Here is a 19,063-nt window from a genome sequence, read left to right as displayed (position 1 = left end):
CCGACCGGTCCGCCCCCTGAGGCTTGAGTCTGTCTCGCCGCAGTCCGTGCTCGCCGTCTACTTCGCGCGGTGGACCTGGCCCGGGCCGATCTGGTCGCGCGGCATGATCGTGAGCTGGTCGATGTTCACATGCGAGGGCCGGGTAGCCACCCACACGATCGATTCGGCGATGTCCTCGGCACGCAGCGCGGTCATGCCCTCGTACACCGCGTCGGCCTTGGCCTGGTCGCCCTCGAAGCGCACCAGGCTGAACTCGGTGTCGACCATGCCCGGGTCGATCTCGCAGACCCGCACCGGCTCGCCGAGCAGCTCGATGCGCAGGACCCGCGTGAGCGCGGCCTCGCCGTGCTTGGCGGCGTTGTACCCGGCTCCGCCTTGGTAGGGCGTGCGCGCGGCGATCGACCCGATCGTGATGACCTGGCCGTCCCCGGAGGCGATGAGCTTCGGCAGGAGCGCCTTCGTGACGCGCACCGTGCCCAGGACGTTCGTGTCGTACATCCGCTGCCAGGCATCGAGATCGGCGGTGGCGACCGTGTCGAGGCCGAACGCTCCACCGGCATTGTTCACCAGCAGATCGCAGCGCTCGACCTGCGCTGCGAACGCCGCCACCGAAGCCTCATCCGTGACGTCGAGCGCCAGCGCCGTCCCCCCGCTCTCCTTCGCGACCTCGGCCAGGCGATCGGCGCGCCGAGCCCCGATGATCACGTCGAATCCGGCCTGCGCCAACGCTTTCGCACTGGCGGCGCCGATGCCGCTCGAAGCCCCGGTGACGACGGCGACGGGTCGGATGCTCATGGGTCCTCCAAGTAAGTGGGCTCTCTCGCTGCGCGACGATACTCCGTTTCGCAAGGCCGCGAACGCACGTACCATCGGCTGCGACGTTGGTTCCGGGACCCGCGCCGCGACCGGCCGCAGGCCTTGAGCGGCTTGGGACTCGGCTAAGAGGGAACTCTGGTGCGAATCCAGGACTGCCCCGCAGCGGTGAGAGGGAACGAAAGCCGTCATCGGCACTGGGCGTCGGCCTCGTTTCCTATAGGATATATCCTATAGGAAGTGGGGCTGAGTTTGGGAAGCGACGGCCGGTAGGCGCCGGGAGACCGGGCTGCCCTTGAGTCCGAATACCTGCCCGCGTACCGCGCTCCGCGCGGTCCACGTTGTCGCGAGTTCGAGGGAACTGACACATGAACGACGAACTGAAGACCCTGCACGCCACCGTGATCGGCTATCCGCGCATCGGCGCGGACCGGGAGCTCAAACGGGCCCTGGAGGCCTACTGGTCCGGTCGGCTCGATGAGCCCGGCCTGGACGCCGCCGCCGCGACCGTTCGCAGCCAGATGTTGGACGATCTCGCCGCCGCCGGTCTCGACTCCGTTCCGAGCGGCACGTTCTCCCTGTACGACCACGTTCTCGACGCGGCCTTCGCCGTGGACGCGATCGCGCCCCGCCATCGCCGCGACTCCCCGACGGACGCCTACTTCGCCGCCGCCCGCGGCGACGCCGAGGCCGCGCCGCTGGAGATGACGAAGTGGTTCGACACCAACTATCACTACCTGGTTCCCGAGATCGGACCCGACACCGAGTTCCGGTCCCGGCCCGCCAAGGCCCTCGCCGAGTACGACGAGGCCGTCCTGCGCGGTCTGAACGCCCGCCCCGTCCTGCTCGGTCCCGTCTCATTCCTCCTGCTGGCCAAGGCGACCGATAACGCGCCGGAGGGCTTCCAGCCACTGGACCGACTCGATGAACTGACCGGTGTCTACGCCGAACTGCTGACCGCGCTGGTCGATGCCGGTGCCACCCGGGTGCAGCTGGACGAGCCCGCGCTGTGCGCCGACCGAACCGAGGCCGAACTCGAGGCCGTCCGCACGGTCTACACCGAGCTCGGCCGGATCGCCGACCTGCTCGTCACCGGCGGATACGGGCCGTTCGGCGAGTCGCTGCCGGTGCTGCTCGACGCCGGCGTCGCGGGCATCGCTCTCGACCTCGTCTCGGGCCGCGACGACCTGGAGACCCTCGAATCACACGGTGTTTCACGTGAAACATTCATCGTTGCCGGAGTGGTCGACGGCCGCAATATCTGGCGCTGCGACCTCGCGGCGGCCGGGGCCGACATCGAACGCCTGCAAAGACTCAGCGACAACGTCGGAGTCGGCTCCTCGTGCTCGCTCCTGCACGTCCCGATCGATCTCGAGGCCGAGTCCGGTCTCGATCCACTCCTGACCGAGCGGCTCGCCTTCGCCCGCCAGAAGCTGCGCGAGATCACGAGCCTCGCCACCCCCGGAACGGGCCGCCCCGGCCGACCCGCCTCCCCCGAGTCCTGGCGCGACGAGATCGTCCGCGCCCGCCTCGCCGACCTCCCCACCGGGGCCGACCGCCGCGCCGACTACGACGAACGCGTCAAGCAGCAGCCGGACCTGGGCCTCCTGCCGACCACCACCATCGGTTCCTTCCCCCAGACCGCCGAGCTGCGCCAGGCCCGCTCCGCGCACCGGCGCGGGCTGATGATCGACGCCGACTACCGCGCCCGCATGAAGGCCGAAGTCGCCGCCGTCATCGCCGAACAGGAAAAACTCGGCCTGGACGTCCTCGTGCACGGCGAACCCGAGCGCAATGACATGGTCCAGTACTTCGCCGAACAGCTCACCGGCTTCGCCACCACCGACGCCGGCTGGGTCCAGTCCTACGGCTCGCGGTGCGTGCGCCCGCCGATCCTCTACGCCGACGTCGCCCGCACCGCGCCCATGACCGTCGAATGGACCGGCTACGCCCAGTCCATCACCGACAAGCCCGTCAAGGGCATGCTCACCGGCCCCGTCACCATCCTGGCCTGGTCGTTCGTCCGCGACGACCAGCCGCTGGCCGACACCGCCGACCAGGTCGCCCTCGCCCTGCGCGGCGAGGTCGCCGACCTCGAGGCGGCCGGGACTCGGGTCATCCAGGTCGACGAGCCCGCCCTGCGGGAACTCCTGCCCGTCCGCGCCGCCGGACGCGAGGCCTACCGCCGGTGGGCCACCCGCGCGTTCCGCCTCGCCACCGCCGGGGCCGCGCCGGGCACCGCCATCCACACCCACCTCTGCTACTCCGAGTTCGGCGAGATCATCGACGCCATCGCCGAACTCGACGCCGACGTGACCTCCATCGAGGCCTCCCGTTCCAAGATGGAAGTCCTGGCCGACCTGGACCGCGTCCATTACCACCGCGGCGTCGGACCGGGCGTGTGGGACATCCACTCCCCGCGCGTCCCCCAGGTCGAGGAAATGGCCGAAGCGCTGCGGCTCGCCGCCCGCGCCACAGGCCCCTCGCGCCTTTGGGCGAACCCGGACTGCGGACTCAAGACCCGCCGCTACGAGGAGGTCCGTCCCGCGCTGGCGAACCTGGTCGAGGCCGCCCGGATCGTGAGGGCCGAACACTCCTGAGCGAGACGGTGCCCCCACAGCACGTCCTGCGATGACACGTGAGGTTCATCGGGGTGTGCCGTGGGGGCACGTACGCTTGAAGCGTGGCGATGGACAACTACCGCATCATGTCGGCCCCGGTTCACGGCGGCATGTCCGGCCTGGCGAAAGCCGGCATGGACTGGCGCCGTCTGGCGCACAATGTCGAGACCCTGGCCGGCCTCACCTCGGTCCCGCTCATGGCGATGGTCAAGGCCGACGCCTACGGGCACGGGATGATTCCGGCCGCCCGCGTGGCGGCCGAGGCCGGCGCCGCGCGGCTCGGCACCGCGACCCTCCGCGAGGCCTGGCAGCTCAAGCAGCTGCCCGACCTGGCCGACGTGCCGGTCATGGCCTTCCTCTACGAGCCCGGGCAGTCCGGCCTCGCCGAGTGCATCGAGGCGGGCATCGAGATCGGGGTGTCGTCGCTGGCGCAGCTCGAGGCGATCAGTGCCGCATCCGAGAAGGCCGGACGGCCCGCCCGCGTGCACCTCAAGGGCGACACCGGGATATCGCGGGGCGGCATCGGCGAGCACGACTGGGCCGAGTTCTGCGAGAACGCCGCCAAGTACCGCGCCGCCGGGGCGATCACCGTCGTCGGCGCCTGGAGCCACCTGGCCTGCGCCGACGAACCGGACCACCCCGCCAATGCGCTGCAGAAGGCCGCGTTCGAGCGCTACCTCGCCGCGGTCGCCGCGGCCGGGCTCGAACCCGAGGTGCGGCACCTGGCCAACTCGGCCGCGCTCATCAACGACCCCGAAACCCACTACGACCTGGTCCGTCCCGGGATCGCGCTCTACGGCTACAACCCGCTGCCGCGGATCCCGGTCGACCTGCTGCCGGTGATGGAGCTGCGCGCCAAGGTCATGACCGTCAAGCTCCTGCGGGCCGGGACCGGCATCTCCTACGGCCACACCTACCACCTGGAGCGCGACTCGAACGTGGCGCTGGTGCCGCTGGGCTACGCCGACGGCATCCCCCGCGCCGCCTCCGGCAAGGCCGAGGTCTACCTGGCCGGGAAGCGCCGCCGCGTCCTGGGCCGGATCTGCATGGACCAGTTCGTGGTCGACCTCGGCGACGACCTCGTCCCGCCGGGCGAGAACGCCGTCCTCATCGGCGCCGCCGACCACCATCCCGACGCCGACGACTGGGCCGAGTGGGCCGGCACCATCCCCAACGAGATCCTCACCGGCATCGGCTCCCGCGTCCCCCGTTACTGGAACCGGGGCGTCGGAGGCGAAAAATGAGCCGCCGGGGCGGGCGCGGACTGGCCATCGCGGGCGGCGTCGCCGGGGGCGTGGCCGCCGGAGCCGCCCTGGCCATCGGCGTCCCCCGCTACCTGGCCCGCCGCTCTAGGGGCGCCCACGGCGACCCGTACGCGAGCGAGCCGTTCGAGCTGCCGCCGACGAACTCGGTGCTGACCGTCAACTCGCACGACGACGTCCACATCCACGTCGAGACCGCCGGGCCCGATGACGCCGCCCTCACCGTCGTGTTCGCCCACGGCTACCTCCAGGACTCGGCCACCTTCTATTTCCAGCGCAAGGCCATCGCCGAGGCCGCCGCGAACGGGGCGTCGCTGCGCGCGGTCTTCTACGACCAGCCCGGGCACGGGCGAAGTGGCCCCCTTCCGCGCACCGAGTACTCGATCGACGACCTCGCCGCCACCCTCGATGACGTCCTGGCCGCCACCGCCCCGACGGGCCCGCTGTTCTTCGTCGGGCACTCCATGGGCGGCATGACCATCCAGGCCTGGACGCGCCTGCATCCCGAGGAGTTCCGCGAACGGGTGAAGGGCATCGCGTTCCTCGCGACCACCGCCGCCGGGCTCGACACCGTCGAGACCAAGCCGATGCGGGCGCTGCGCCGGCTGCGGCGCACCGTCCTGCCGATGCTCCAGCAGATCACCTCCTGGACCCCGCAGCTGATCGACCGGGCGCGCCTCTTGTCGGGCGACATCGGCTACCTGGTGACGCGCCGCAACGCCTTCGGCGTCGCCGACCCGCCGCACTCCCTGATCACCCTGGTCGAACGCATGAACCGTCACACGCCCGTGCAGAGCGTCGTCGGCTACGTGCGCGCTATCTTGGATCACGACGAGACGGCGGTGCTGCCGAGCTTCGCCGGACTCCCGGTACTCGTGGCCGTCGGCGACTCGGACGACCTGACGCCGCCGCAGCATTCGCGGCGGCTCGCCGACGCCATCGAGGGATCGCGATTCGCCCTCATTGCCGAGGCGGCCCACTCGCCGCAGCTTGAGTATCCTGGAGAGATCTCACAACTATTGTTGGAGATGATCGATAAAGCCGCGGTCGGCATCGAATCGGCGGTCGGCGCCCCGGTCGCCCCGGAAGCGCAGGCCAGAGGCCACTCGGGCCCGAACGACGTCCGTCCGCGGCGACGCTGGACCCCGTTCTCCCGGCATTCATCGGCCGGCTGACGGGCACACCGCCCTGCGGCACTCCCGCCGCCGCATCGGAACACTGACAGAGGAGTGACAACGTGAGGCTGAACCTGGCCACAGCCGCCGACACCCACGAGTTCGGCGTCCGCCTCGCCGGCGCCCTGCGCGCGGGCGACCTCTTGATTCTCACCGGCCCGCTCGGTGCCGGCAAGACCGCCCTCACCCAGGGCATCGGCGCCGGCCTCGGCGTCGACGGACGCATCACCAGCCCCACCTTCGTCATCGCCCGCACCCACCGCGCCGGGACCGCCGGACTGCCGCTGGTGCACGCCGACGCCTACCGCCTCGAAACCCTGGACGAACTCGACGACCTCGACCTTGACACCGACGTGGCCGCCTCGGTGACCGTGGTCGAGTGGGGTGCGGGCCTGGCCGAGCGCCTGGCCGAGTCCCACCTGGAGATCGCGATCGAGCGCCGCACGGGTGTCGACGGCGCCGGTGAGACCCGCGAGCTCGCCCTCTCGGGCCACGGCGGCGACTGGGCCGAACGCCTTGCCGCCCTTGACGCCCGGCAGGTGGCAGCCGTATGACCTCCCCGTTCGACGCAGGCGCCCGCTTCGTGCTGGCCGTCGACACCGCCACCAGCGCCGTCCAGGCCGCAGTTGTCGAGATCGACGGCGATGAACTCTTCCTCGCCTCCTTCCGCCGCCTCATCGACGGACGCGGGCACGTCGAGCGCCTCGCCCCGTTCATCGAGGAATGCCTGGCCGAAGCCGGAAAGACCCGCGCCGACATCGGTGCCGTCGTCGCCGGGGTCGGCCCCGGGCCGTTCACCGGCCTGCGCGTCGGCATGGTCACCGCCGCCGCCTACGCCGACGGCGCCGGCATCCCCGTCTACGGGGTCTGCTCGCTCGACGGGATCGGCGGCAATACTCGGGGGACCGCCCTGGTCGCGACCGACGCGCGGCGCAAGGAGATCTACTGGGCCGTATACCAAAACGGCGAACGCGTCGGCGAACCGCAGGTCGGCAAGCCGGCCGAGCTGCCCGACACCGGTGCCGACTACGCGCTCGGCGAGGGCGCGGCGAAGTACGCCGCCGAGCTCAAGATCCCGGCCGAACCCGACGCGGTCTATCCCGACCCGGTGAAGCTGGTCGAGCTGGCCGCGCCGCGCATCCGCGCCGGGGCGCCGACCGAGCAGCTGACGCCGCTGTACCTGCGCCGACCCGACGCCAAGCCGGTGGACCAGCGGTGAACTGCGCCCGGTTCCTGGGCCGGTCCGGCTCACCGTGGTAAAGCTGTAACTGTGCTGGATCCTTTGAACCGCGAGTTGCGAACGGACCGGCTGCGGTGGTGGCACCTGCCGGCCGTGGCCGAGATGGAACGTGCGATCTTCGGGCCCGAGGCATGGAGCGAGGGACTGCTGTGGACCGAGCTCGCCGCCGGGCACGACTACCGAGCCGTCTTCGACTGCGCCGGTGACGGCCCTGACCGCATCGTCGGCTACGCCGGGGTGGCGCTGAACGACCACGAGGCCTGGATCAATAACATTGCCGTCGACCCGGCCGCCCGCCGCCGGGGCGTGGGCACACGTCTCATGGAGGACGCGATCGCGCGCGCCCGCGCCTCCGGGGTGAAGTCGGTGTTCCTGGAGGTCGCAGTCGACAACGGTGCGGCGCAACGGCTCTACGACAACTTCGGCTTCTACGGCATCGGCTTGCGCAAGAACTACTACCAAACCACGGGCACCGACGCGGCGGTGATGAGGATGGATCTTTAAATGAGCGAACCACTGGTGATGGGCATCGAGACCTCGTGCGACGAGACCGGGGTCGGCATCGTGCGCGGCACCGAGCTGCTCGCCGACGCGATCGCGTCCTCGGTCGAGGAGCAGGCCCGGTTCGGCGGCATCGTACCCGAGGTCGCCAGCCGCGCGCACCTGGAGGCCATGGTCCCCACCGTGCAGCGGGCACTCGACGACGCGGGAGTGCGACTCGCCGACCTCGACGGCATCGCCGTCACGGCGGGCCCGGGCCTGGCCGGGGCGCTCATGGTCGGCGTCGGCGCCGCCAAGGCGTACTCGATCGCCACGGGCATCCCGCTGTACGGCGTCAACCACCTGTCGGCGCACATCGCGGTGGACACCCTCGAGAACGGCCCGATTCCGCAGCCGGCGATCGGTCTGCTGGTCTCCGGCGGGCACTCGACCATCATGATGGTCGAGGACCTGGCCGGGAAGGTGAGCCAGCTTGGCGCCAGCATTGACGACGCCGCCGGCGAGGCTTTCGACAAGGTCGCCCGCCTCCTCGGCCTGCCGTTCCCCGGCGGGCCCTACATCGACAAGGCCGCTCAGGAAGGCGACCGCACCTATGTGGACTTCCCGCGCGGATTGAGCAATGCGAAGGACCAGGAGAAGCACCGCTACGACTTCTCCTTCTCCGGACTCAAGACCGCCGTCGCCCGCTGGATCGAGAACCAGCAGGCCGAAGGGAACAACATCCCCGTCAATGACGTGGCCGCCGCCTTCCAGGAAGCGGTCTGCGACGTCCTGACGAAGAAGGCCCTCCTCGCCGCGAAGGAGCACGGGGTCGAGACCCTGCTGCTCGGCGGCGGCGTGGCGGCCAACTCCCGGCTCCGCGCCATGGCGACCGAACGGGCCGCCCAGGCGGGCATCAACCTCCGCTACCCGAGGCCGAAGCTCTGCACCGACAATGGCGCGATGGTCGCGGCCCTGGGCTCCCACCTCGTGGCGGCGGGGGCCTCCCCTTCGGAGCTCCACTTCCCGGCGAACTCCTCAATGGACGTCACCATCGTCAGCCTCGCCAACGACTTGGCCTGAGCGGCGATCCAACGCCAGGCCGGGCCGGTCGATCCCCACCGATCGACCGGCCCGGCGTTCGGGTGTGGTCAGGCGGGTGGTTCGGTGCTGCTCTGCGGAGCGGTGGGCGGCTCGGTCGGCGGCTCGGTGGGCGGTTCGGTCTTCCTCGGGGTGAAGCGGCGGAGCCATTGGGGGGCTTCGCCTTTGGAACGGAACTCGCGGATGATCTCGTGATCGAGGCAGTTCCAGTAGCAGGCGACGGCGAGCTGGACGATGCGGTCGGCGCGGTCGTTGGCGGCGGCCCAGGCCTCCTCGTCCAGGAGGGTCGCGTAGGACGGCTGGATGTGGTGCAGTCGGATGACCGCGCCGATGGGCTGGAACTTGCGTTCGACGGCGGCGACGTAGACCTTGTCTTCAGCGCCGTCGGGCAGGAAGAACTCCAGGGTCCGGTCGTCCACGGTGATCTCGGCGATCTTGCGTCCGACGGGACCGGTGGCCTCGCCGGTCACCTCGCCGGTCACCTCGCCGGTCACCTCGGCATTGAGCTCTCGGTCGGCCTCTCCGATGGCCTCAGTGGTCGGGTCGGCGGTCGCCTCGGTCGTGGCCTCGGTCGTGGCCTCGATCGCGGGGATATCGGCCGTGACCTCACCTCCGAGGGTGTCGGGTCGGGTCTTGGTGCGGTTCATGCTTTCTTGGTTCATGGTCAGCCTTCGCATTCGCGGGTGATGGCGGCCCAGATGCGGGCGGCTTCGGTGGTGATGGCGTCGCGGTGTTCGGTGGCCCATTCGGTGTGGAGCGGGGCCGAGACGGTCAGGCGCGGCGTTTCGGTGTCGAGTCCGGTGACGGAGCCGAGCACTTCGGGTTTCGCGCCGGTCCCGGTCCCTGAGTCGGAGTCGGCGGCGGCGCTGGCGGCGGTGTCGGCGGCGATGGTGATGACGATCCGCAGCCGGGCTTGTTCGCCGACGGGTTCAAATCGGAGGCGGCGGCCCTCGATCCAGGCGGCGGCGAGGAAGTGCAGTCGCAGGGCCTTCTTGATGCGGCCATTCGCGTTTCGGGTAGGGACGGGGCGGTTCATGCTGTGGCCCTTCCGAAGTAGTGGGTGCCGATCCCGAAGCGGTGCCCGGCGTCGAAGGCGTGTTCCCACGCGTCTATGAACGACGGAGCTTGCGGCGGTTCGCTTCTGGCTCGCCTGGCGCCGCGCAAGGCGGTCGCGAATCGGGCGGTGCGGGCCTGGTGTGAGGCCGCGCGCCCGTTCCAGGTCGGCACCGGGCAGGGCCGGGGCCGGTCCTGGCGCGGGCGTTGCTGCGGGATCTGCGGTGTCGGCCTCTGGCGCTGTGGCGTGGGCTGGTTCATCTGAGGTGCAGGCGCTTCGGGGGCGCGTCTGCGGATCGCCGGACGGATCAGGTCCTTGCACCAGCCGGTTGTCTTCGTCCAGGCCCGTTCCCACCGGCCCGGTTCCATCTCGGAGTCGTGGGCGCGGGCGAACGCTTCGGAGCCGTGCATGAACCGGTCGAACGCCGCCTCCCGCATTGATGAGAACCGGTGCGACTCATCGGGATCCGGTCCCATACCAGCGTGGTCGGTGCCGGGCCAGAACCGCCCGGGGTGGCGCGGACCGGGGCTCGGTCGGCCGGACGGGACGGACTCGGCCGCGGGGCCGCCGGTGGACCCAGCCGTGGGCGGCCTTCGCCTCGGCGGTGACGGTTCGGCATCGGCCGCTTCGGGTTCGGGCACGGCTTCGCGCTCCTCGGGCGGGAGCGGGTCGGGCAGTTCGCTGCGGCGGTGGCGGCCGGTGCGGGGGTCGGGCTTCCAGTCCGGGGAGCCGTACGGTCCCAGGTCGTCGGGGTCATACGGCCGGTCCCGGTCGATGATCCACGTGTCGCCGGGCCGGTGGCGCAGGTGTGGGGGTTCGTAGTGCGGGTTGGCCGGGTCGGACTCGGGCGCGGACGGGTCGCACAGGTCAGGGCGGGCGCGATACCGGTACGCGCCGGGCACCATCGGGTCCGGTGACCCGTCAGGAAGGAACCCCACAACCGCCTCGGATTCACCGGCCCGACCGGCGTAGGCGGTGGTGTCCGAGGTAAACGAGTGGTTGTTTTCAGGAACGCTGGAATAGCGTATCGTCGTAAACGACACGGAAGTACTCCTTCTTGTGTTGGCCGCCCGGCGGGCACTGATTTAGCGGTCTGGGACCGCCGGGCGGCGTTTACATTCTGGCCTATCGATAAAGGCCGATGGAATCTGGTTGCTTCGTAAGAATCCCCGTTCGATACGTAAGCGAATGGCTTGCCCTGCAATGATGCGGGCGTGTGTCCGATGATGACTCACGGATGCAAGCATTGTCAACTTACGACGCATAATCGTCTAGAAGAACTTTGAGACTGTTTGGGGGACAAGGCCTTTGGCCTTGTCCCCCAAACAGTCTCAAAGTTCTTCAGTATTGCGTTATCCGCCTTGCCGCCAGGAAGCCGCGACGTTCTCAGCATCGGTAAGGTACGCATCAAGCTTTTCACGCACCTCGTCGTTCTGGGCGACGATCTTGATGACAACCGGCAGATACGCCTTCACTTGATCTTCAAAGCCGATGTCATCCATCAAGTGTTCTTCGCCATAGAGAGCGCGGAGCAGAGCTTCGATGTGGAGATAGTTGATTGCGGTCCCGGCCTTGCGGTAGTCGTACCGCAGTTCACTTACCAGTGAATCGATATCCGCTCGCTTCGGGTGGTCCCCGAGGCGCGTGCCGACGATGCTGGCGAAGAACGCCATCGTTAGGAAGTAGTATTCTCGCCGGTCTTCGGGGGTGAAGCCTTCGCTCAGCTGCTCGGACTTATCCCGTTCTCGAAGTGTCTGCGCCCGCAGAAGGTCGCGATACTTTGAGCTCATTTTGAGTCCTTCCTTCGATGGGCCATGCGCGATATGCCTTCCGCCAGCACGGCTGATGTCATCACGACCGTCACCATCACATCCGGAATGCTGCCACTGGTGTCGGACGTTGCAGTCGATACTGTGCGCACAGGTTCTGGCACCGCCGTACCCGTATTGTAGCTATGCGGGTCCGGCGGAGGTTCCCATGCGTCGTGGGGCACCTTGGCGCCCTTTTCCATTGTCCCCGCGAAGTTCCCGAGGTCCTCGGCCCCGCGGACCATGTTGCGCCCGAATTGCCGGGGCCGTCCAAGCGATTCATCCTGGTTGCGATCCTCCTCAATCTCGATCCGCTCGGATATGCCTGGCACCAGGTCGTTATTTCGAGCCGACTCGGGCTCGGCGGGATCGAAGCCAAGGATTCGGTTGACCTCGCTGAAGTTCATGAAGTCGGGCGTGACAGGTTGGCCGATCATCCCGCTGGGATCGTCTGGCAAGGCGGGAGCCTTGATGCGGGCGGAGGAAGCTACAGACGAAGTCAGGCCACCTCCTCCTCCACCTCCTCCGGCGATGGACGCTACATAGTCGCCCATCGCCTTGTTCCCGGCGTGGTACGCCTTCAGGCCCTCCTCCAGCTTCGCCCTCGCCTGCTCCAGCTGGCTGAAGCCCTGGCCGACAAGCTCATTGGAGGAGCCCTCCAACTGACCCCGCAGTGTGGACTCCGCCTGGCCCATTTCGCTCTCGGCCGCCTGCGCGGACTTGATCGCCTCATCGATCACCTGCATCGCACCGCGAAGCGTCGCGGCGACATCACCGATCGACGTCATCAGATCGCGCTGGTGTACTGCTCTGCCGTCTGCTGACCCGCCTGAATCAGCGCCACGGCCTCCTCGATCTTCTCGGAGGCCTGCTGCCACTGACCCATCGCCTCACCGGGCAACTGATTACTGGTCTCCTGCGTGGCACCGGCAATCGTCCCGATCGCCGCCTCCAACTGCTGCTTGACCGCCTCGCAGCTTCCCATCGCCTCATTACCCTGCTCCGAAGCCGCCTGCACCTGGGCCCTGATCTCTGCGACCGACACTGGCGCCACCTCTTTCTATGGGGCTCAACCGATCCACTCCGCGAGCATGACCGGTGGGGTGTGACCACCCCGGCCCGCTCAACTCGGCGGACCGGATCGATCCCGTTCGCGACCAACCTAACAGGGAGAGCCCCCAGGCGCTGCCCCCGAACGCCAGAGCCACATCCGAGACGAGCAGGAGAACGCGGCGGCCCGAACAAGCCCGCACGTCCAGGCCGGCTCGCGAACCTTCGCCGCGAACCGCCACCAAGTTAGGCTGGGGCACATGGCAACCAACCCCGAAGGCCTCATCTTCCGCCGCGCCGCTCGCGTCCTCATCGTGGACGAGGACGACCGGGTCCTGCTGTTCTACGGCAGCGGCCTGATCGTCCAGGACGGCGACTACTACTTCACCGTCGGCGGCGGCGTCGAGGACGGCGAGTCCCTTGCCGAGGCGGCCGCCCGCGAGGTGTTCGAGGAGACCGGCCTGCGCGTCACCCCCGACGAGCTCGGCCCGCTCGTCGCCCACCTCGAAGGCGCCTGGACCACCCACACCGGCACCCGCTTCTACTCCGACGACAACTTCTTCTTCCTGCGCACCAAGCACTTCGAGCCCGTCTTCGACGGCCTTGAGGAGGGCGAAGAAAAGGAGATCGACCACGCCGCCTGGCTCACCCTTGAAGAGCTCGCCGCCTCCGAGACCGACTACATCTTCCCCATCGGCCTGGCCGGAGTGCTAGGGCGACTTTTGTCCGGGGAGACCCTGACGAGCCCGATAGAACTCGAATGGATCAACCTCTGGTCCGACCGCAACGTCCAGTAGCTCGCAGCGCCACGTCCGTCAAAAACGTCGAGTCGGTGCGTGTCGTTGCGCGAATCCGGCTGGCGAATGTAGCATTATTCATACATGCCGAGACACCCCAACAAGCATATCCGCGCCGCGATCGAGTACATGGAGGAGAAGGGCTGGAAGATCGAGACCTCAGGAGGGCATGCATGGGGGCGGGCTTTCTGCCCCGGTGGTGGGACCGGATGTCGGCCACCGAGATCGATCTGGTCAACGCCGCGGTCGCCCGAAGACTTCGCCAAGCAACTGCGAAAGGTTGCGGACGAGTGTCCCCACGGTTTGGAAACAGACATCAAGAAGGGAGCATGAGACGATGACCGTCTACGCATTTGAGCTGCATTTTTCCGCTCCGCCTGGCGAGCGCATCATCGATGCGATGTATGAGGCGGGATGGGACGACGCTTTGGTCTCCTTTGACCCTGTCGCGGGAGGCGAAGGGTGGGCAACCTTCAACCGGGAAGCGCCGTCGGCGGTGCAGGCGGTGGTGTCCGCGATCCGACAAGGACGCAAGGCCGGAGTCGAACTCCTCGGAGTCGCTGAAGACCTTGTCGCCATCTCCCAGATTGCCGAGAGGACCAACCGAACCGTCGCCGCGGTGGACCACTGGGTGACCGGTAGGCGTGGACCTGGCGGCTTTCCTGAGCCGCGAGTGCCGCGACCACGAGTCAGCCTGTATTCATGGGCCGAGGTGTCCATCTGGCTGGAAGAGCACAACCTGGCCGAGGTGTCGCCAGCCGATGTGGAGATCGCCCAGCTCTGCGAGGTCGCCGACGCGACGCTCCGTGCCAGGCGGCTGCAACGGCGGCTGTCGGCCGAACACCGAAAGGCACTGACCCAGGCGGTCGCCTGAAGTTCCTGAAGCGCCTCATAGCCGGGGAAGCACTCGCCAGACCGATCGAAATGCCCTGGGTGGGCGAGTGAGCGATGAAGGTTTGAAATATAAACCACATGTGTTAACATTTGAATGGCGCCGCTGAGGGGGTGGCGCCGCCTCCGATCAAGGACGAGAGGAGGTGACGAATGACCGACGCCGAGGCGATTCTAGAAAGCCTCGCAGCGGCGATCGAGAGTCTGGGATTCCGCATCGAACCAGGTGCGGACCACCATTGGATCATCCTCGATCGCGCCGGAACGGTACGCGAGTACCGGGCGATACCGGCGACTCGCGAAGAGATTAGGAAACTGTTCGAAGAGTACCGCGACCTGTAGGTCATCGCCACAAGTCCCGGCCCGTCCGGGCCGAAACCCCCCTCCTTGACGAATTGAGACCAGGAGGAGCCACAATGCGATTCCGCGTCTACATACTGGCCGTCTCGGCCGCACCGCTGACCGAACCCGATGAGGAGACTGTTCTGGCCGCAAGAGGTGACAGCTCGCTGCGGACCGTTCTCGACATGTCGGAGCGGAGCATCGCCCTCAACGGTTTCTGCGAGGGCGGCAGTGCTGAGGCTGTATATCAGACCGCGAAGAACGAGCTTTCCAGACGGGCCGCGGTCTTGTTCGGCGAGTCGGCCGCACTGGACTTCACGGTCGAGACCGTTGAGGTGACCACATTCGACCGATGGGACGAGCAGGCGCCGGGCATCCCGGGCGTCTACATGTCCGGGGCCGACATTGCCCGCTACACCGGCAGATCCACGCAACAGGTCAGCCAGAAGATCGTCAGCAAACCCGGCTTTCCGACGCCGATCTCCGATCTTGGAGGCCGCTCGAAGCTCTGGCCGGAACCCGAGGCCAAGGCGTTCCTCGACGAATGGCTGGCGGACCGGGAAATTCGGTAGCGCGGGTGGGCGATGGCGGGTCTGGTGCGGATACTCGGGGCATGATCGAACCGGAACCGATACGGCGCCGCTGCGCCCGGGTGCTGCTCGTTGACGAGGACGACCGGCTGCTGCTGTTCTTCAGCGACGGGTTCGTCGCGCCCGGCGTCCAGTACTACGTCACGGTCGGCGGCGGGATCGAGGACGGCGAGACGCTCGCCGAGGCCGCCGTCCGGGAGGTGTTCGAGGAGACCGGCCTGCGCCTGCGAACCGACGAGCTCGGGCCCGTGGCCGCCAGAACCGAGGGGTACTGGTCCGATTCCCCCGACCTGCTCATCTACTCCCGCGACGCCTACTTCTTCGCGCGCGTACCGCACTTCGAACCGATCCGGGACCGCCTCGTCGGCACCGAGGGCGCCGAGTTCACCGAGGCGCGGTGGCTCACGCTCGACCAGCTCCGGGCCGCCGACGCCCTCGTCTTCCCCGGCCGCGTCGCCGACTTGCTCTCCCAGCTCCTAGATGGGACGATTCCCATTGCGCCCCTTGACATCCCCTGGGGAGCCTGGTGCTGGGACACGGATAGAGGTTGGACAGCCACGGAGCGTCCCTCGATACTTGAACGGTGAACCCGATGGATGAAAGCACCCATATAGACCGTCGCGGCGCCCGCGGCATCATCGCGGACGAGCAGGACTGCATCCTGTTCATCGGCCGGCACGCCACCCCCGACCGCCCCGCCAGATGGATCCTCCCCGGCGGCGGCATCGACCACGGCGAGTCGATGGCCGAGGCCGCCGCCCGCGAACTGCTCGAGGAGACGGGCCTGCACGTCGCCCCCGCCGACCTGGCCGGGCCGGTCGCCCGCCAGTGCTTCCACACCGTGCGGGACGACAAGCCCTGGACGCAGGAGAACCACTTCTTCTTCGTTCGCGCCGAACGGTTCTCGCCGCGCGTCTCGGGAGGCGACGCCTACGAGCAGGATCTCGAATTCAATTGGATCGCGGTGGACGACCTCCTTGCCACCGACGGACTCGAGCGCATCGACCTGATGCTCGGCCTCATCAAGCGGCTGTTGGACGGCGAGGTCCCCGCCGAACCCGTCCAACTCGAACCCACCAGCCGCGGCAACCACCCCCCGCTCGGCGCCGCCTCCCGGCCCGACCAGCACTGAGAGACCCCTCCATGAGCATCGAGACCGAAACCGGCGCGACCCTCCGCATCGCCGCCCGCGTCATCCTCCTCGACCAGCACGACACCGTCCTCCATGTGGGCGGCGGCAAATGCCTCGACGGGATCACCCGCTGGTTCCTCCCCGGCGGCGGCGTCGATCCCGACGAAGCGATCGCGGTCGCGGCGGCGCGGGAACTCGTGGAGGAGACCGGGCTCCGGATCGATCCCGTAGCGCTCGGGGACCCGGTCGGCTACGGGACCTTCGTCGGGTTCCCCGAAGGCCGCCTGTTCGTCCAGAAGAACTGGCTCTTCTTCCACCGCACCGAGCGCTTCGAGCCGCGGCTGAACAGCGACATCGCCTACGAGCAGGACTTCACCTTCGAATGGTTCCCCATCGATCAGTGCGGCACCTCCGACGGCACGGTCCGTCCCGACCTCCTCATCGACTTCGTCAAGCGGCTCCGCGATGGCGACACCCCAGACGAGCCGGTCAATATCGGCGGGGCCTTCTCACCGCGCTTCGTTAACTGAGACCCATAGGGCCGCCTTGGGTGGACATTGTCGCGAGTTCACCATCTTGCGTCACACATTGACTACCAATTCGGCTGTCGGGCATGGATACTCGACCGATGAACGCTGCCGAACCTCCCCCGTTGGTCCTCCGCCGCTGCGCCCGAGTGCTGGTCGCCGACGAAGACGACCGTGTCCTCTTCAACTTCAGCTCCGGGGCGGTAAGCCCCGAATCGCAGTTCTTCGACACCATCGGCGGCGGCATCGACGCGGACGAGACTCCGCCTGAAGCCGCCGCACGGGAACTGTTCGAAGAGACCGGTCTGCGCGTCGAACCCGCCGACCTCGGCCCGGTCGTCGCCCACACCGCCGGCGAATGGTGGGCGGGCCCGACCACGCGCATCTACCAGGACGACACCTACTTCTTCCTCCGCACGCCCCACTTCACACCGACCTTCGACTATATGGAGGAAGGCGAGCGCCGCTCGATCACCAGCGCGGAGTGGCTCACCGTCAGCCAGCTCGACACCATCGACCACGCGGTGTTCCCGGTGCCGATCGCGACCCTCGTCAAGCAACTGATCGGCGGGGACCTTCCGACCGAACCCGTCGAACTCACCTGGGTGAACTGGACAGGGGTGGACAAGCGCTGCCCCGTCCCGGAGTAGAACGGCCTGGCCGATCCGGATACGTCCCCTGGACACTCGACGGTAGAACGCCAAAGGGCGGCGAAGAGACTTCGCCGCCCTTCAGCGTCGTTTTACATCTCGTGCTCGGTGCGGTCGCCCGACCAGTCGGTGTGGAAGGTGCCCTCGCGGTCCACGCGCTTGTAGGTGTGGGAGCCGAAGAAGTCGCGCTGCCCCTGGATCACCGCGGCCGGCAGGCGCCGGGAGCGCAGGCCGTCGTAGTAGGCCAGCGCCGACGAGAAGCCCGGCGTCGGGATTCCGGCCAGGGCGGCGGTCGAAACGACACGGCGCCAAGCGGACTGGGCGTCGGTCACGATCTTGGTGAACTCGGGCGCGGCCAGCAGGCTCGGCAGTTCCGGGTTCTCGCGCCACGCGGTGGTGATCTTGTCGAGGAAGCCGGCCCGGATGATGCAGCCGGCGCGCCACAGCGCCGAGCACGCGCCCAGGTCGATGCCCCAGTCGTATTCGGCGCTGGCGGCGGCGATCTGGTCGAAGCCCTGCGCGTAGGCGACGATCTTGGAGGCGTAGAGCGCCTGGCGCACGTCCTCCACGAAGGTCTCGGGCAGTTCGGTCTTCTCGGTCGGGCCGGTGAGTAGGTCGACGGTGCCTTCGCGCTGCTTGACGCCCGAGGAGAGGGCGCGGGCGAAGGTGGCTTCGGCGATGCCGGTGACGGGGACGCCGAGGTCGAGGGCGTTCTGGACGGTCCAGCGTCCGGTGCCCTTCTGACCGGCCCGGTCGAGGACGACGTCCACAAAGGGCTTGCCGGTGGCGGCGTCGGTGTGGCCGAGGACTTCGGCGGTGACCTCGATGAGGTAGGAGTCGAGCTCGCCGGCGTTCCACTCGCCGAAGAGCTTGGAAAGCTCGGCGGGTTCGATGCCGGCGCCGCGCCGCAGCAGGTCGTAGGCCTCGCCGATGAGCTGCATGTCGGAGTATTCGATGCCGTTGTGCACCATCTTGACGAAGTGGCCGGCGCCGTCGGGGCCGAGCCGGGTGCAGCACGGGGTGCCGTCGGGGGCCTTGGCGGCGATCGCTTCGAGGATCGGGCCGAGGCTCTCGTAGGACTCGGCGGAGCCGCCGGGCATGATCGCCGGGCCGAGGAGGGCGCCCTCCTCGCCGCCGGAGACGCCGGTGCCGACGAAGTGGAGGCCCCTTTCGCGCAGCGCGGCCTCGCGGCGGCGGGTGTTGTCGAAGTGGGCGTTGCCGCCGTCGATGATCATGTCGCCGGGTTCCATGAGCTCGGCGAGCTGGTCGATGACGGCGTCGGTGGCCTTGCCCGCCTGGACCATGATCATGGCCTTGCGGGGCCGGGCGAGGGAGGCGACGAAATCGCTGAGTTCTTGGGAGGGAACGAAGTTGCCCTCGTCGCCGTGCGCGGACATCATCTCTTCGGTCTTGGCGTACGTGCGGTTGTAGACGGCGACGGTGAATCCGTGGCGGGCGAAGTTGCGGGCGAGATTGGAGCCCATGACGGCCAGCCCGACCACTCCGATGTCGGCGGTGCTCATGCTCGTC

The 19,063-nt window shown here is 68.3% G+C and carries 23 protein-coding genes and 1 riboswitch; of the genes, 15 read left to right on the top strand and 8 right to left on the bottom strand.

All coding sequences use genetic code 11. The features are described 5' to 3' along the window. Positions 1–57: 57 nt before the first annotated feature. Positions 58–795 carry an SDR family NAD(P)-dependent oxidoreductase gene (locus FAB82_RS14820; RefSeq protein WP_136535312.1) on the bottom strand — a complete coding sequence of 246 codons (738 nt, stop codon included), beginning with the start codon at positions 793–795 and terminating at the stop codon, positions 58–60. A gap of 101 nt (positions 796–896) precedes the next feature. Beyond that, positions 897–1,144, top strand: a riboswitch (cobalamin riboswitch). A gap of 37 nt (positions 1,145–1,181) precedes the next feature. Between FAB82_RS14820 and metE the strand changes: the two genes are divergently transcribed. From metE to tsaD, 7 genes are all read left to right on the top strand, one after another. Then, the gene (gene metE / locus FAB82_RS14815) at positions 1,182–3,413 is read left to right on the top strand and encodes a 5-methyltetrahydropteroyltriglutamate--homocysteine S-methyltransferase (protein WP_136535311.1); all 2,232 of its coding nucleotides are present in this window, start codon (positions 1,182–1,184) and stop codon (positions 3,411–3,413) included. A 131-nt stretch (positions 3,414–3,544) separates the two neighbouring features. Further along, entirely contained in the window at positions 3,545–4,678 is a 1,134-nt protein-coding gene (gene alr / locus FAB82_RS14810; protein WP_136535462.1) for an alanine racemase, read from the top strand. Continuing rightward, on the top strand, positions 4,675–5,871 hold the full coding sequence (locus tag FAB82_RS14805; protein ID WP_136535310.1) for an alpha/beta fold hydrolase: 1,197 nt from the start codon (positions 4,675–4,677) through the stop codon (positions 5,869–5,871). The genes alr and FAB82_RS14805 overlap by 4 nt, the downstream gene beginning before the upstream one ends. Before the next feature lie 62 nt (positions 5,872–5,933). Continuing rightward, positions 5,934–6,425 (top strand): tRNA (adenosine(37)-N6)-threonylcarbamoyltransferase complex ATPase subunit type 1 TsaE, encoded by a 492-nt coding sequence (gene tsaE / locus FAB82_RS14800; protein WP_246039657.1) that lies wholly within the window; start codon positions 5,934–5,936, stop codon positions 6,423–6,425. Continuing rightward, positions 6,422–7,090 carry a tRNA (adenosine(37)-N6)-threonylcarbamoyltransferase complex dimerization subunit type 1 TsaB gene (gene tsaB / locus FAB82_RS14795; protein WP_136535309.1) on the top strand — a complete coding sequence of 223 codons (669 nt, stop codon included), beginning with the start codon at positions 6,422–6,424 and terminating at the stop codon, positions 7,088–7,090. The genes tsaE and tsaB overlap by 4 nt, the downstream gene beginning before the upstream one ends. A 51-nt stretch (positions 7,091–7,141) precedes the next feature. Next, positions 7,142–7,615 carry a ribosomal protein S18-alanine N-acetyltransferase gene (gene rimI / locus FAB82_RS14790; protein WP_246039656.1) on the top strand — a complete coding sequence of 158 codons (474 nt, stop codon included), beginning with the start codon at positions 7,142–7,144 and terminating at the stop codon, positions 7,613–7,615. Then, the gene (gene tsaD / locus FAB82_RS14785; protein ID WP_136535308.1) at positions 7,616–8,674 is read left to right on the top strand and encodes a tRNA (adenosine(37)-N6)-threonylcarbamoyltransferase complex transferase subunit TsaD; all 1,059 of its coding nucleotides are present in this window, start codon (positions 7,616–7,618) and stop codon (positions 8,672–8,674) included. Positions 8,675–8,742: 68 nt separating this feature from the next. Here tsaD and FAB82_RS14780 read toward each other — a convergent pair whose 3' ends face one another. The 6 genes from FAB82_RS14780 to FAB82_RS14755 form a co-directional block, all read right to left on the bottom strand. Then, positions 8,743–9,354: a hypothetical protein gene (locus FAB82_RS14780; protein WP_168801608.1), complete on the bottom strand. Its 612-nt coding sequence runs from the start codon at positions 9,352–9,354 to the stop codon at positions 8,743–8,745. Between the two features lie 2 nt (positions 9,355–9,356). Beyond that, positions 9,357–9,728: a hypothetical protein gene (locus FAB82_RS14775; RefSeq protein WP_136535306.1), complete on the bottom strand. Its 372-nt coding sequence runs from the start codon at positions 9,726–9,728 to the stop codon at positions 9,357–9,359. After that, positions 9,725–10,789 (bottom strand): hypothetical protein, encoded by a 1,065-nt coding sequence (locus FAB82_RS14770; protein WP_136535305.1) that lies wholly within the window; start codon positions 10,787–10,789, stop codon positions 9,725–9,727. Before FAB82_RS14770 ends, FAB82_RS14775 begins: the two co-directional genes overlap by 4 nt. A gap of 309 nt (positions 10,790–11,098) precedes the next feature. Further along, positions 11,099–11,536: a hypothetical protein gene (locus tag FAB82_RS14765; RefSeq protein WP_136535304.1), complete on the bottom strand. Its 438-nt coding sequence runs from the start codon at positions 11,534–11,536 to the stop codon at positions 11,099–11,101. After that, on the bottom strand, positions 11,533–12,342 hold the full coding sequence (locus tag FAB82_RS14760) for a hypothetical protein (RefSeq protein ID WP_136535303.1): 810 nt from the start codon (positions 12,340–12,342) through the stop codon (positions 11,533–11,535). The genes FAB82_RS14765 and FAB82_RS14760 overlap by 4 nt, the downstream gene beginning before the upstream one ends. Beyond that, a complete protein-coding gene (locus FAB82_RS14755) occupies positions 12,342–12,599 on the bottom strand; it encodes a hypothetical protein (RefSeq protein WP_136535302.1) in 258 nt (85 codons plus the stop codon). The genes FAB82_RS14760 and FAB82_RS14755 overlap by 1 nt, the downstream gene beginning before the upstream one ends. A gap of 265 nt (positions 12,600–12,864) precedes the next feature. Between FAB82_RS14755 and FAB82_RS14750 the strand changes: the two genes are divergently transcribed. The 8 genes from FAB82_RS14750 (at position 12,865) to FAB82_RS14715 (ending at position 17,533) form a co-directional block, all read left to right on the top strand. After that, complete coding sequence (locus FAB82_RS14750) at positions 12,865–13,401, top strand: NUDIX hydrolase (protein WP_136535301.1); 537 nt, start codon at positions 12,865–12,867, stop codon at positions 13,399–13,401. Positions 13,402–13,738: 337 nt separating this feature from the next. Then, the gene (locus tag FAB82_RS14740) at positions 13,739–14,275 is read left to right on the top strand and encodes a hypothetical protein (protein WP_136535299.1); all 537 of its coding nucleotides are present in this window, start codon (positions 13,739–13,741) and stop codon (positions 14,273–14,275) included. A gap of 170 nt (positions 14,276–14,445) precedes the next feature. Next, on the top strand, positions 14,446–14,634 hold the full coding sequence (locus tag FAB82_RS14735) for a hypothetical protein (protein WP_136535298.1): 189 nt from the start codon (positions 14,446–14,448) through the stop codon (positions 14,632–14,634). Between the two features lie 74 nt (positions 14,635–14,708). Beyond that, positions 14,709–15,206, top strand: a complete 498-nt coding sequence (locus tag FAB82_RS27160) for a helix-turn-helix transcriptional regulator (protein WP_168801607.1) — start codon at positions 14,709–14,711, stop codon at positions 15,204–15,206. A 41-nt stretch (positions 15,207–15,247) separates the two neighbouring features. After that, complete coding sequence (locus FAB82_RS14730; protein WP_168801606.1) at positions 15,248–15,811, top strand: NUDIX hydrolase; 564 nt, start codon at positions 15,248–15,250, stop codon at positions 15,809–15,811. 5 nt (positions 15,812–15,816) lie between these two features. Then, complete coding sequence (locus FAB82_RS27540; RefSeq protein WP_211116608.1) at positions 15,817–16,356, top strand: NUDIX domain-containing protein; 540 nt, start codon at positions 15,817–15,819, stop codon at positions 16,354–16,356. A gap of 11 nt (positions 16,357–16,367) precedes the next feature. Next, the gene (locus tag FAB82_RS14720; RefSeq protein ID WP_136535296.1) at positions 16,368–16,886 is read left to right on the top strand and encodes an NUDIX domain-containing protein; all 519 of its coding nucleotides are present in this window, start codon (positions 16,368–16,370) and stop codon (positions 16,884–16,886) included. A 98-nt stretch (positions 16,887–16,984) separates the two neighbouring features. Then, positions 16,985–17,533: an NUDIX hydrolase gene (locus tag FAB82_RS14715; protein WP_168801605.1), complete on the top strand. Its 549-nt coding sequence runs from the start codon at positions 16,985–16,987 to the stop codon at positions 17,531–17,533. Between the two features lie 92 nt (positions 17,534–17,625). Here FAB82_RS14715 and gndA read toward each other — a convergent pair whose 3' ends face one another. Beyond that, positions 17,626–19,056: an NADP-dependent phosphogluconate dehydrogenase gene (gndA, locus tag FAB82_RS14710; protein ID WP_136535294.1), complete on the bottom strand. Its 1,431-nt coding sequence runs from the start codon at positions 19,054–19,056 to the stop codon at positions 17,626–17,628. Positions 19,057–19,063 lie beyond the last annotated feature (7 nt).

The organism is Glycomyces buryatensis (assembly GCF_004912275.1).
GTDB lineage: Bacteria > Actinomycetota > Actinomycetes > Mycobacteriales > Micromonosporaceae > Glycomyces > Glycomyces buryatensis.
The sequence above is the reverse complement of the archived record's forward strand: the minus strand, read 5'-3'. Positions and strand labels throughout refer to the sequence as shown.